Source organism: Oceanobacillus sp. M60, assembly GCF_053839645.1.
The window spans coordinates 16,905-30,467 of sequence record NZ_JBSSNH010000013.1 but is presented as its reverse complement, the minus strand read 5'-3'; the positions used below and the strand labels follow the sequence as shown (position 1 = coordinate 30,467).

Here is a 13,563-nt window from a genome sequence, read left to right as displayed (position 1 = left end):
CTTACTCCTTCATCTGAAACTGGAAGTGACATTGACCTTCACGCAATACATACTGGTCATGCACCACTTCAAAATTTTTATTATATCCTTTCGCCACAGAAGGATCGATTACCTGGCAGTAAAGAATGCCGTATTTGCCCATATCATCATCTGCCCACTGCTGACCAAACGGACAATACGTAAAGGTTTGTTCTACTTCATTTTCTTTATGCACGGTATCTACTTCAAATAGTTCACTGCGGGCCATATCATAGTTTTTCAAGTAATTATCCGAGTTATTTTCTAACCCATTGGCACGCGCACGCTGGGCAATCCCTTCTCCGCGCTTTCTTCCGTACCTTTCTACAGCACGCCGAATAACATCCTCTCCTTCTTCTTCATATTTGTCTACGACCTGCTTTGAAATTTGAGCGAACATTTTGGAAAAACGTGCAAAGGTTGTTAATTCTGCATATTTTTCTTCTTCCTCCACAACCTGTGGTAAATATTCATAAAAGGCATGATTTTGTCCTTCTGCTGTTGCTTTTTGTGCCATGGTTTCTGCATCTTTTAACCCGAATGCTTCCAAACCTTGCTGTACAAGCTTTCGTCCTTCTTTTTCACCATATGCTTCTATAATCGAAAGATGAAGTTCCGTAAACATTTTCGCTGTAATAATATCCATGGACAAAGCTTTCATCATCAGCTTTTCTTCACTCATCTTATCTATCTCCTTAAATTCTTATTATTTTACTTGGGTTTAAATCTATTATAAAATAAAATCAACTATAAATCGAATGAATATTTTAATATAGAACTATGAAATAAATTCATAGAAATACATTGAAAAGGGAGTTTATAATATGCCTACATTAGCGCAATATATTGCTCTTCATACGTTGATTGAAACCGGCAACTTTACAGAAACCGGTCAGAAGCTCAATCTGACACAATCATCTATCACCCATGCAATGAATAATTTAGAAAAAGAGCTGAACCTATCCTTAATCATACGGAATAGGAATAATATTATTTTAACAAGCAATGGAAAAATGGTCTATGAACACGTTTCGAAAATTCTGCAAGAGCAGCAAAGGCTTGAAAATACCGTTGCCAACTTAAAAAAATTGATTGGCGGAACGATTACTGTCGGCGTCCTTCCCAGTATTTCGCTTGTATTGCTGCCAAAGGTTTTATCCTACTTCGAGGAGCATCATCCAGACGTCACTATTCAGCTGATGGAAGGGGATTATGATCAAATTGAAAATTGGCTGCAGCACGGTGTCGTGGATATTGGATTTCTTGCGAAGCCTGTATCTGAAAATCTAGTATTTGATTTTATCTTTGAGGATGAGCTTCTGTGCATTATGGCAAAAGATCACCCGCTTGCTGCTGAAGATTACCTGACACTGAATCAGTTAAAGGACGAGCGCTGGATTATGCCAAAACAAAACATTGACCGCGATGTATTACGCATTTTATCCAAGCATAACATCACCCCAAATATCGTATATGAATTATCGGTCGATCAAGCCATTTTAACAATGGTAACGGAAAATTTAGGTGTTTCCATTGTTCCTAAATCTATTTTACACCATGCGCCTGCGAGTCTTGTTCAAAAGAACTTTTCTGAACACCACGCACGCACCGTTGGCATTGCTCATAAACGAAACACGTACCCATCACCGGCAGCAATGAAATTTGTAGAAATATGTAAAATATTAGCGGAGGATTTTCCAAATAAGGATTGACAAATCTTTAAAAACAGCATAATATCCGATAAAACTAATAGGTATTATCTTATTTTAATTGTAGATGGAGGAAAAAGCTTGTGCAAACGGTAATTTACGTAGAAATTATTCTCTATTTGCTCGCCATGCTTGCAATAGGAATTTATTTTAGCAAAAAAGATTTAACACATAATGATTATTTTCTGGGAGGCAACAAAGTCCCGGGCTGGGTACTCGCTTTTTCAGAACGTGCTACCGGGGAATCTGCTTATATGTTTCTTGGAGCAATTGGATTTATTTATGTCGCCGGTTTATCCGGTATCTGGGTATTATCAGGAATGTTCTTTGGCGTGCTCGCTTCCTGGTTATTCCTGTCCAAACGATTTATGATGGAACAGCAAAAATACAAGGTAAATAGTTTAACAGATTATATTGCAGTTAAATTTCCGGAGCATGCGGATATCATCCGCTGGTTAGCATCGATTGTCATGGTATTCTTCTTTGTCTGTTATTTAGCAGCCCAGTTTTCTGGAATGGGAAAAACCATTTATTCTATTTCCGGATTCAGCATTACCTGGGGAACGATTATTATCGCAATGATTATTATCGCCTATTCCTGTTTGGGCGGCTTTATGTCCGTTGTCTGGACAGATGCTGTACAAAGCTTTTTAATGCTGTTTTCTTTTATTATCATACCTATTGTTGCCTTTATGGAGATTAAAAACCAAGGCTTGAGCGTCTCTGCAGAACTCTCCTTAAGAGGCGGAGGTGCTGACAGCTGGACTGGCGGTCTGAACGGTCTCGCCTTAGGAGCAATGCTCTTTACCAATTTCTCTTGGTTTTTTGGCTGGCTCGGCGGACAGCCGCAGCTAAGCTCCCGATTTATGGCAATTACAACCGAAAAGGAACGGGTTACCGGACGAAACATGGCTATTATCTGGACAATGATTGTCTATGTAGGAGCCTTTCTATCAGCTATTTTTGCCTCTGCTTTATATTCACAAGGCACACTGGCTGACCCGGAAATGATTCTGCCGCATATGATATTTGAAATTTTACCACCATGGGTTGCCGGAATTATCATAGCAGGGATTCTGGCTGCGATTATGTCGACAGCATCTTCGCAGTTATTGGTTATCACCACCTCCATCAGCGAGGATATCATCCATAAAACGCTCAGGTGGAATATTACCAGTAAAAAACTCGTACATTTATCCCGTTTCGTGGCATTGATCAGCGGGATTATCGGCATTATTATTTCACTGAAATCAGAATCGGTTATTTACAGCCTTGTTTCTTTTGCATGGGCAGGAATCGGAAACACTTTTTCCGTCGTCGTGCTGCTCATCTTCTTTTGGAAACGCGTCTCAGGAATCGGGGTCATCGCGACCATTATTGTCGGCGCAGTCAGTGCTGTCGTCTGGTCTCTTTCACCGCTCGAAGCAATGGTATCTGCCAAAGCGGCAACCTTCTTTATCTGTTTGATTGTCGGGATTGTATTTTCTTTACTTTATCCGGGTAAAGAATCAAAAACTGCGGCTTAAAATAGGAAATAGATGTAAAAAGAGCTCATTCTTCAGGTTGAATGAGCTCTTTTTTGTCCTTATGTTACTGTTTACCCGCATGTGCCGCTATTCGGGAACAGGCAATTTTTTATCTTATTCAATATTATCCGGAAAAACAGATTCATCTAAATCATACGCATCTACCGCTTCTTGCACACTGATTTCCGTATCTATCAGCTCTGCTTCATAGAAGGTGTCAGCTAATTGCTGTTGGTTTGCAATCACTTCTTCTGTCATCCTTTGCACGCCAAACTGCCGTCGCTCATTTGCAACCTCCAGCGGTTCCGGATCTAATCCTAACTCTTCCGCCAAAATTTCAGCGGCCTCTCTTTTCTCTTCATTTGCCCACTGATCCATATTTTCCAATTCCTCTAAAATAATGGTGAGCGCTTCTGGCTGTTCTTCTGCAAAGCCATCTCTCGCTAAATAAAACGTACGGTTTTCAATGAGATCTGTTCCGTCAAGAATCGTATGTGTTTCATTTTGATCCTGAACAATCGCATAGAATGGATCCCATGTTCCAAACACGTCAAATTCATCGTTGGAAAAAGCCATCAAGCCTTCGGAGGCATCCTTATAAAACTTCATATCTACCTCATCCCAATCGATACCTGCTTCCTTTAGTGATTCTAATAGAAGGTAGTGCTGGTTCCCGCCATTGGTCACACCGATTACTTTCCCTTTCAAATCTTCTAATGTTTCAATGCCTGAACCATCTCTTGCCAGTAACGCAACACCTTCTGGGTAAGGGGACTCCGACGCTACATAATTGACGTTATGCCCTCCCGACTGCATCAGAACACTATGTACATCCGAGGAATGACCAAAGTCAATATTATCCGTATTTAACGCTTCGATTAATGGAGCGCCCATAGAAAATTCTTTCCATTCTACGTTATAGCCGGCTTCATGTAATGCTTCATCTAACGTACCATGCGCTTTTAATAGATTCATGGTATTCCCTTTTTGGTAGCCTAAGCGAATCGTTTCGCCATCCTCAGACGCATCAGAATCCGAATTCGCTCCACAAGCTGCCAGCACAGCTATGAAACTAAAAATAATCAGTGCAAAGAGTAATTTCTTCATCATTTATCCTCCTACTATCTGGTCCAGTATTTTCTTTTCGTAACTTGTAAACTTGTCATCTCGTTCCCGAGGCCGCCCTAAATCAATATCCTGATCCAATTTCACGCCTCCTTCATCCAGAACAATAACACGATCTGCTAAATAAACTGCTTCAGATACATCATGTGTTACTAAAATAGAAGTAAAATGCTGTTCTTGCCACAGCCCTTCCATTAAATGCTGCATGTCCATCCGGGTTAAAGCATCCAATGCTCCCAATGGTTCATCAAATAATAAAACATCCGGGCTGCTCGCCAAGGCTCTCGCTAGTGCTACACGCTGTTTTTGCCCGCCAGACAATTCATCTGGCCAATCCCCTTTTTTATCACGCAGCCCTACCTTTTCTAATGCTATTTCCGCGTCCACCTTGTTTACTCCGCCAATAGCAATATTCTTTAAAATATTTTTCCATGGAAGCAGGCGATCATCCTGAAACATAATGCGTATATTCGATTTTTTTGCTTCTGCACCTGTATAAGCTAAAGATCCGCTGGTCACCTCTTCCAGTCCAGCAATCACTCTTAACAGCGTACTTTTCCCACACCCGCTTTTTCCAACGATCGCTGTAAAGCTGCCTTTCGGTATGGATAAATCTATATCTCGTAGAACCTCATTTGCCCCAAAACGTTTCCCTACATTCTTTAACTCAATACCAAACATGTAACCCCTCCTGACTGACCTTGGCAGTTAATTCTTCCGGTATGCCGGGTTCCATTTTAACAAGCGCTGTTCACAAACCTTTGCAATGAAGTCGGACAGCTTTCCTAAAATCGCATAAAGTACAATCGTTAACACCACAATATCCATTTGCATAAACTCACGGGCTGTGGTTGCCAAATAGCCGATCCCTGCATCAGCACCTATCGTCTCCGCAACAATTAACGAAATCCATGTCACCCCAAGCGCATAGCGGATTCCGACCAAAATATTTGGCATCGCACCAGGTAAAATAATATTCGTGAACAGCTGCCATTTCGACATGCCGTACACTTTCCCCATCTCAATTAATTTATAATCCACATTCTTAATACCGTTAAACGTATTGATATAAATTGGAAACATTACGCCAACCGCAACAAGAAATATTTTGGCACTCTCTCCAATTCCAAACCATAAAATAACGAGCGGAATAAGTGCTAAATGTGGAATCGTCCGTATCATTTGTATCGATGTATCAATTAATTTTTCTAAAAATAGAACGGTTCCATTAAAGAGCCCAAGCAGAAAACCAATGGTACCGCCAATAAAGAATCCAATAATAGCCCGCTCCGTACTTATATACACATGCTTCTGCAGCTCCCCCGTCTGGAATAAATTTTTCCCGGCCTCGACAACTTCAAGCGGAGTCGGCAGCATAGTAGACTTAATCAAACCACGGTCGCCAAGCACCTGCCATAAAAGCACCACAACAATTGGTAATAACCACGGAAATAGCTGGTTATTATACCACTTATTCTTTTTCACTCGTTCTGCCCCTTTCGTATGTATGAATTTTTTGATAAGTTTTTGTATCTCATCCCCGCATTCTGTTTCAATCAGATCAACGAAAATATGTAAACAGATTGACTGCATTTGGTAAAAGCCAAAAAGAAGACTCGTAACTTCATGATGATATATATCTATTTCAAAGCTTTAAATACCCTTAATTCATTGAATAACGCTTTAATTATAACCTTTCTTCTAGGAATTGTAAACATTCAATTTTATGTCATTTCAGCTTGTACAACTGTATCATATTATAAATGAATTAACATGATAAATTTATATAACAGGGTTTTTGCAATGAATAAAGGGAGTGTGTTCTGTTCATTTTGAAGCAAAATAAATGGTACGTTTTCTATATATTTAGCTAGTAAAAGTACACACTTCTAATTTATTGAGGAAGATTTCTCTAAAATTTACTTCATAAAAAATAACCTCTGACTACCAGAGGTTAAAGTATTTCGTTAAATAGAATAGTAGAAAGATTATTTATCCAGCAGCTTTCCTTCACTGATTAACGTGTTAAGCAAACCTGTAAATCGCATTCTTTACTTTAATTTGCTCCTGCCGATTTCCTCCCGAAATGGTAACGATAAAAGGTTTCTCACCTCTTTTTTTCAACGTATCAGAAACTATCCCTTCACCTTCAGGCTCATAAAACAAAATGTCTCCGCCTGGCAGCTTTAAACGATGTCCTGTTGCAGATAACCCTTCATCAAAGAACGATTCTCCCTGCTCCAATCCCAAATAAGTCTCCCACTTTTCGATAACAGCTTTTGCATCCTTTACAGCAAAGCCAACAGATTCTAAGGAAAGATTTCCTTTTTGATGAGCAGCAATCGTTCCTTGCTTTTTCAGGGTTTCCCTGCGCTCTTCATCGGTTTCTTCCCATTCAATAAAGAATGGCAAGGATAGCTTTTCTTCTGGATTTCCCGCAAATAACAACTTCCAATGTATCATGCTGCCGTCTGGTCTTTTTCTTCCTAAAGGAACTGGACCAATAACCTCCAGTCCAAGTGATTTAAAACGCTTTGCTTCCTCCTCCAGATTACAAGACCTTAATGCAATTCTGGATAAACCTGAAGCATAATCGTCTTTTTGAAAGGTATCTCTCAGACTATATTTTTCAGCAGGCTGGTCAGCTAACTGCTTATCAAACACGCCAATCAGTTCGATATAACTTAAATCAAAATGGCTAAGCGCATTATAAGTACCGCCATTATCATGCTTTCCTCCATCTACAGCATGGAGACCAAGCTTCTTTAACGCTTCTTTTGCTTCTTCCGGACTGTCAACAAAATGAACGAGATGGTCAAACTGAAAATGCATTTGTGTTCTCTCCTTTTTACATTTCATTTTATAGGAAATAACTAATGAATTAAATTATTATTCAGAAAAAAATTGAGGTTCTTCGTTATTTACAATTTCATCTGCTTGATTTACTATACTTCAGCGTGATTCCCCATCGCAATAGACAATCTATTCCATGTATTAATTTGAATAATTACCATTACAAGCTCCACATATTCCTTTTCATCAAAATATTCCCTTACCTTCTCATATAACGCATCACTGACTCCATTTTCTGAAACTAGCGTCATATTCTCTGCCAGTTCAAATGCAGCCCGATCCATCTCCGTAAATATTTCTTCCGTTTTCCAATGCTTCAGTGCATCTATCTGTTTGTCGGATACGTTTAACTTTTTAGCTGCCTTGGTATGCATATTTAGGCAATAAGAGCACCCATTAATCTGTGAAACCCTAACCTTAATAAGCTCCTTCAGTTTTTTATCAATGGAAGTCTTCCGTACATATTTCTCTGACTCCATAATAGTCTCCAATGCAGCTGGAGCAACTTTAAAATAGTTTATTCGATTATCCATTTTCATCATTCCTGCCGCTTTCACAATCCCTTTGTTGACCAGTTTTGCCATATCCATTCTCCTTTTTGTAAATGTTTTAAAATCCACGTACCTTCTTATTTCCCATCAAATAAGTGCAACATTTGTTGCATTGTTAAGGGTATCGTATACTAGCAGTAATAAAGAATCAATACAATTTAAGTAAGTCCTACAAACCCCCATTATATGTAGGATGTACAAAGAGGAGTGGAACAAGATGTCTGATACAAGTAATAATCCTTCTGCCATCAGGTCTCAAGAATGACTTACAGACGCGCTCTTATCTCTTTTGGAAGAAAAATCCTTCCATAAAATCACCATTAAAGAGATTGCTGAACAAGCCGTTTTAGACCGAAGTACCTTCTACCGGCATTTTGATTCGAAAAAATGATTTAGATAGTTTACTATTAAAGACTTTTAATAAACACCTGCCTTCTATCCATAGGCTCACTGAAAACAAATTTAGCTATATCATCAGTGAAGAAAATATGGAATTTGCTTTAGCTTTCAACGCAGGCGGAATGTGGAATATCCTGATGAAGTGGGTTGATAGTGATTTTCAGCATACGTATGACGATTTGATAAAAGCTTTTGAGGAAATAACCCGGTTTAACTATGCTAGGCAGGATATGGAAACAAAAGAAAAGTGAGCCGAACTTTTTAGGAGGGCTCACTTTTTTACTACAGTATAAGGAAGAACCAGCTTCTTTGATGGTGGATTACTTCAATTTATTGGCTGGGTTATTCTTGGGACATTAATGACTGTCTTCACACTAGGAATTTGTTATCCTTGGTCAATTACAATGATTTATGGGTGGAGAATAAATCATACAGTTGTTGATGGCAAACGAATGCATTTTTCAGGTTCAGCTGTCGGTCTTTTTTGCAACTGGATCAAATGGTGGGTTTTAACGATTATCACATTAGGTATCTATGGATTCTGGGTGTTTATTAAACTGGAAGATTGGAAAACACGTCATACTCATTTTATTAATTGATTTTTATACTGCAAACATGTTGGTTTTTTTAAATAGAAACTCCTCTCATTACAAATTTGTAATGTAGAGGAGTTTTGTTGAAGCAGTAAAGAACACTTTTTTCGCTTTTACCTTCAAGCTCTAGTTTACTTCCTTTTCATCTAATTTCTTTTCAATGGCAGCAATTTTACTGTCAAAAGTACTTTTATAGTAAGCATTGTTTACTTTGTACTCCAGGTTTTCGATATATTGCTCCATCTCTCCAAACTTGGAGAAAGGTTTTTCTGATGATTCATCCACGACCCGATTGATTTGGTGGTTCGCTTTGGCTATATTTTCGCGGCCCATCAATTCCATACGGCGCAGGTGCATATCCTTCAGACGATGCTTCATTTCTTCGTATTTCTGCTCCAGATTTTCCAGCTGCGTGATTGCCTCTTCTCTGGACGCTTTCATGCGATCAGCACGATTTTGATATTCTTCATGTTCTTTTAAAGCAAATTCATGCATTTCCTCTTCTTGCGCACGATCGGCAATTTGTGCTTGTTTTAAGCGCTTATCTGCAAGTTCTTGTGCTTTTATATACTCACGTGCAAACTCTTCTTTCAATTTATACTGACGGTCAATCAGCTTTCTTACTTTTTCTTTTTCCTGCTCACTTTGGCGTAAATAATGGTTTAGTGCTGCAATCGGATTTTTTTGTTCCTTTTTGTCCATCATCGTGTGTAAATCTGCTGAAATAGAATCCTTCATTCGCGTAAAAATACTTGTTGACATAGTCAATCTCTCCTTTAAATTTTTTTATTTATTTAACTCTGCCCACTGTTTTTCAAAATTCGTAAATGGATCATCATCTTCTTTTATTTCGTGGACAACAGAGTCTTCCGGTGTGTTCCAATTTTTATAGATAAGGTAAAGTGCATAAGCCGCTGCAACGCCTAAAACAGCATAAATGTTAGAGAATGTGATGCTTAATACGATTAACCCTAAAATCACCCATCCTATTTTTGCGGCAACTGAATCTGTTTTAATAAATTTTTTAAAGCATACATAAAGTAAGCCTACACTTAACACCAGCAATACCATCGGTCCTAAATTTGCAAGAAGGACAAGCACTGCAATGAGTCCTCCGATAAACAACATGAATTTTTTCATTTTGTTTTTCCCCTTTCGTTATCTTATCTTTATCTTATCGGTTCTAACGAGTTTTCGTAATGAGCCTGAGAAATATCTTTATCTACGCCTTAAGGTCTATTTGCATCTAATCCATTGTGGAAGGGGCGGCAAATTAAAGCTTAATCCAGACGTAAATACTTGCATGTCGTAGATATAAAATGGACAGATAAATGCCTTGAACAAGCTTATAACGTTTTGTAAAAGCTAAAAATGCTATTTTAAACTGGGAACTAAATTGAAGGTTATGGAAACAATAAGACCAAAGAAAATGAGGAGCTCCGTCAGAGCTCCTCACTTATGTTCGACAAATTATAGTTGATTATCTGATCAGCACGTTCTTTTATTCCTCCCAAAAAAACTCCAAACTAATTTCCATTCAAATGGTAGTTCAGAGTTTCCTTATTGTCTTTATTCTCAGATATACTTTACAAATTTCTTTTTCTCAATTTCTATTCCAAATTATTAATTTCATTTCCGTCATTTCTTCGATTGCATATTTGATACCTTCCCGGCCAATCCCGCTTTCTTTCACTCCTCCATAAGGCATGTGATCGACACGAAAGGTCGGAATATCATTTATAAGTACCCCTCCTACATGAAGCTTATCAACAGCTTCTAATGCTGTCTCGATATCCTTTGTATAAATACCTGCCTGTAGTCCAAACCTGGAATCATTAACAAAATGGATTGCTTCTGCTGCAGATTTTACTTTATTTAAAATGACAATAGGAGCAAAAGCTTCTTGGCAAGATACCTTTAATCTATTCTCTGCCTCCAAAATGACTGTTGGACATAACACAGTTCCTTCCTCTTTTCCACCAGTTGCTATTTCTGCACCTGATTCCTTCGCTTCACGAATCCACGATAGTCTGTCTTCCAATTCTCTTTTGGAAATCAATGCGGATATATCTGTATCTGAATCTAATGGATCTCCAATTTTTAGTTTATTTGCTGCTTCTATAAACTGCTCCGCAAATTTATCATATATATTTTCATGTACGTACATTCTTTGTATCGAAATACAAACCTGACCATTATTAGAAAAAGCACCTGTAATGCATCTATCTATTAATTTTTTATTCACTTCTGTATCCTTATCAATAATAACTGCAGCATTGGATCCTAACTCTAATGTTACTTTTTTTAACCCTGCTTTATTACGTATTCCTACACCTACTTCCGGACTTCCTGTAAATGTTATCATATTTATTCGCGAGTCCATCACCAATAAGTCACCAACTACACTTCCATGACCAGTGACTACATTAAATACCCCCTTTGGGAGACCAGCTTCTTCAAGAAGTTCTGCAAGATAGAATGAAGATAGCGGTGTTTGTCTTGCTGGTTTTAATACAATGGAATTTCCTGATGCAAGAGCAGGACCTATCTTATGAGCAACCAGATTTAGAGGAAAGTTAAATGGTGTGATTGCACCAATTACTCCTAAAGGCTCTCGGATTGTATACGATACTCTTCGCTCTCCTCCTGGTGCCGCATCTAAAGGAATTGTTTCACCATGTATTCTTTTTGCTTCTTCAGCAGCAAACTTGAAAGTTTGAATGGTCCTGGAAACTTCCATTTCGGCTAATCGAATTGGTTTTGCTGACTCCATAGCGATAATTTCCGCTGCTTTTTCCAGGTTTTTCTCATATAGCTTTGATAGTTTTTCTAGGATGCTAGCTTTTTCATGTGCTGGTGTTCTTGCCCAAGAATTTTTCGCCTTAAATGCTCCATCAATAGCCAAATTAACTTCTGCTTCTTTAGCAATCGGTATTTCTGCAATCTTTTCCTCTGTATACGGGGAATAAAGATATTCAGAACTTTGGGTCGTTACCCATTCCCCATTAATAAATAGTTTTTCCATTACATCTATCCTTTCACGACAATAATAAAACGCTTTCAAAATAACGTTAATTATTTTTTTCCATCATTAAAATTAAAAGTTAAACATGTCTAATCCCCAGATCATAGGCAAATAAATGGTTGCGATTAATAGAATTAAAAAGAAGGAAATAATATTTAGAACTCCTCCAACTTTTATCATTTCTAATATAGAAACTTTTCCCGTCCCAAACAAGATTGCATTAGGAGGGGTTGCAACAGGAAGCATAAATGAAGCATTCGTTGCAAATGCACTAGCCACCATTAAAATTATCGGGTTCATTCCAATAGCTACACCTAACATTCCTACAATCGGCATAAGCAGCGTAGCAGTTGCCGTAGTAGATGTTATCTCAGTAAGAATAAGCACAGAAGCAATTAGTACACTTAAAATCAAGAGGTAATGTGCACCTTCCAACAGTACCAGTTGTTGACCAATCCATTCAGCAAGTCCTGTATTTGTAAATGCTGCAGCTATCGCTAATCCGCCACCGAAAAGTACTAAGATTCCCCATGGTATTTTTTTCGTATCGTCCCACTCCAAAATTCTTTCCTTTCTGTTAGCTGCTGGAATAGAAAATAGGAGTATTACCGCTAACATGGCAATCATTCCATCTGAAACCTCTATTAAAATATTAGTCCAGATAAAAGATCTGGTAATCCACATAAAAGCAACAAAAGTAAATATAATAAGAACTATTTTTTCTTCGAAAATCATTTTTCCTAGCTTTTTCTTCTCATCTTTAATTATTTCAGAACCACCTGGGAAATATTTTATTTTCGTTCGATATTTTACTTTTGTTAAATACAACCAGACCAGCGTAATAAATATAGCAACAAATGGTATACCTACCATCATTATCTGCCCAAAAGTAATATCCACATCAAATAATTTCTTTGCCTGAGCTGCCATAATTGGGTTAGCCGTTCCACTAATCAACGTTCCTGAACCGGCAATTGTTGCCGCATACCCAATCCCAAATACAATTGACTTTTCAAACTTCTTTAAATCGTCTATGCTCTCGGGTTTATTCTCAAATGATTTTGCTGCTTGGGTAATTATCGCCAAACCAATTGGAATCATTATCATCGCCGCAGCTGTATTGGATATCCAAAGCGATAAAAAGCCTGTAGATACCATGAACCCTAATACTAGCCGATTCGAACTGACTCCTATCAGGTTGATAATAAATAACGCAATTCTTAAATGAAGATTCCACTTTTCCATCGCACCTGCAATTAAGAAGCCGCCCAGGAACAAGAAGATGATGTCATCTCCATATGAAGACACGACCTCCCCGCTTCCCAGCGCCCCAAATGAAGGAAATAAAATGATAGGCAATAAAGCAGTTGCAGGTATTGGGATAGCTTCCGTAATCCACCATGTGGCTATCCAGAGTGTTATCGCTAAAGTTGCTACCCCTTGAGAACTTAAATCTGATGGTTGAAAGAATAATAAGGTTACTAAAAATAATGCTGGTCCTAAAATTAATCCAATTAACCTTGCTTTTGTATATGTGGGTTTAAAATTAGGATCATTATTATTTGTTTTTTCTTCCTCAATACTGTTATCTTCAACTTCTTTTAAGCTTTCTTTCTTCTTCATATACGAAGAAAACTGAAACAATTCTTTAATTCTGTAGTGTTGTTTCCACAGTGAATTCCACAAATTGGCTGCAGTATTGGTTCTGGACATACATATCCTCCCTTACCCCTGTCTTTGATTGATTTTGAATGGAAGGATTCC

General features: G+C 38.1%; 14 protein-coding genes and 1 pseudogene. 5 read left to right on the top strand and 10 right to left on the bottom strand.

Features of this window, described 5'->3' with window-relative positions; all coding sequences use genetic code 11:
* Position 1 precedes the first annotated feature (1 nt).
* Positions 2–700 carry an L-2-amino-thiazoline-4-carboxylic acid hydrolase gene (locus ACW0TQ_RS21920; protein ID WP_042530957.1) on the bottom strand — a complete coding sequence of 233 codons (699 nt, stop codon included), beginning with the start codon at positions 698–700 and terminating at the stop codon, positions 2–4.
* A gap of 142 nt (positions 701–842) precedes the next feature.
* Between ACW0TQ_RS21920 and ACW0TQ_RS21915 the strand changes: the two genes are divergently transcribed.
* Entirely contained in the window at positions 843–1,730 is an 888-nt protein-coding gene (locus tag ACW0TQ_RS21915; RefSeq protein ID WP_193064220.1) for a LysR family transcriptional regulator, read from the top strand.
* Between the two features lie 80 nt (positions 1,731–1,810).
* A complete protein-coding gene (locus ACW0TQ_RS21910; RefSeq protein WP_256705511.1) occupies positions 1,811–3,253 on the top strand; it encodes a sodium/proline symporter in 1,443 nt (480 codons plus the stop codon).
* A gap of 114 nt (positions 3,254–3,367) precedes the next feature.
* Here ACW0TQ_RS21910 and ACW0TQ_RS21905 read toward each other — a convergent pair whose 3' ends face one another.
* The 5 genes from ACW0TQ_RS21905 to ACW0TQ_RS21885 form a co-directional block, all read right to left on the bottom strand.
* A complete protein-coding gene (locus tag ACW0TQ_RS21905; protein ID WP_212928887.1) occupies positions 3,368–4,360 on the bottom strand; it encodes an aliphatic sulfonate ABC transporter substrate-binding protein in 993 nt (330 codons plus the stop codon).
* A 3-nt stretch (positions 4,361–4,363) separates the two neighbouring features.
* Complete coding sequence (locus ACW0TQ_RS21900) at positions 4,364–5,059, bottom strand: ABC transporter ATP-binding protein (RefSeq protein WP_193064218.1); 696 nt, start codon at positions 5,057–5,059, stop codon at positions 4,364–4,366.
* Positions 5,060–5,086: 27 nt separating this feature from the next.
* The gene (locus ACW0TQ_RS21895; RefSeq protein WP_246529012.1) at positions 5,087–5,863 is read right to left on the bottom strand and encodes an ABC transporter permease subunit; all 777 of its coding nucleotides are present in this window, start codon (positions 5,861–5,863) and stop codon (positions 5,087–5,089) included.
* A gap of 540 nt (positions 5,864–6,403) precedes the next feature.
* Entirely contained in the window at positions 6,404–7,210 is an 807-nt protein-coding gene (locus ACW0TQ_RS21890) for a VOC family protein (RefSeq protein WP_332094522.1), read from the bottom strand.
* Between the two features lie 113 nt (positions 7,211–7,323).
* Positions 7,324–7,815: a carboxymuconolactone decarboxylase family protein gene (locus ACW0TQ_RS21885; RefSeq protein ID WP_332094523.1), complete on the bottom strand. Its 492-nt coding sequence runs from the start codon at positions 7,813–7,815 to the stop codon at positions 7,324–7,326.
* Between the two features lie 244 nt (positions 7,816–8,059).
* Between ACW0TQ_RS21885 and ACW0TQ_RS21880 the strand changes: the two are divergent.
* The 3 genes and pseudogenes from ACW0TQ_RS21880 to ACW0TQ_RS21870 form a co-directional block, all read left to right on the top strand.
* Positions 8,060–8,173 (top strand): annotated as a pseudogene (locus ACW0TQ_RS21880) (TetR/AcrR family transcriptional regulator); the annotation flags it as partial.
* A 97-nt stretch (positions 8,174–8,270) separates the two neighbouring features.
* Entirely contained in the window at positions 8,271–8,432 is a 162-nt protein-coding gene (locus ACW0TQ_RS21875) for a hypothetical protein (protein WP_256705508.1), read from the top strand.
* An 81-nt stretch (positions 8,433–8,513) separates the two neighbouring features.
* Positions 8,514–8,780 (top strand): YjgN family protein, encoded by a 267-nt coding sequence (locus ACW0TQ_RS21870; protein WP_455726014.1) that lies wholly within the window; start codon positions 8,514–8,516, stop codon positions 8,778–8,780.
* A gap of 120 nt (positions 8,781–8,900) precedes the next feature.
* On the opposite strand, the gene ACW0TQ_RS21865 is transcribed toward ACW0TQ_RS21870, so the two are convergent.
* The 4 genes from ACW0TQ_RS21865 to ACW0TQ_RS21850 all read right to left on the bottom strand — a co-directional run bounded on the left by ACW0TQ_RS21865 (position 8,901) and on the right by ACW0TQ_RS21850 (position 13,512).
* A complete protein-coding gene (locus ACW0TQ_RS21865) occupies positions 8,901–9,536 on the bottom strand; it encodes a PspA/IM30 family protein (protein WP_455726012.1) in 636 nt (211 codons plus the stop codon).
* A gap of 24 nt (positions 9,537–9,560) precedes the next feature.
* The gene (locus ACW0TQ_RS21860; protein WP_042530916.1) at positions 9,561–9,914 is read right to left on the bottom strand and encodes a lmo0954 family membrane protein; all 354 of its coding nucleotides are present in this window, start codon (positions 9,912–9,914) and stop codon (positions 9,561–9,563) included.
* Between the two features lie 463 nt (positions 9,915–10,377).
* On the bottom strand, positions 10,378–11,799 hold the full coding sequence (locus ACW0TQ_RS21855) for an aldehyde dehydrogenase family protein (protein WP_332094524.1): 1,422 nt from the start codon (positions 11,797–11,799) through the stop codon (positions 10,378–10,380).
* A gap of 72 nt (positions 11,800–11,871) precedes the next feature.
* Positions 11,872–13,512: an SLC13 family permease gene (locus tag ACW0TQ_RS21850; protein WP_256705505.1), complete on the bottom strand. Its 1,641-nt coding sequence runs from the start codon at positions 13,510–13,512 to the stop codon at positions 11,872–11,874.
* Positions 13,513–13,563 lie beyond the last annotated feature (51 nt).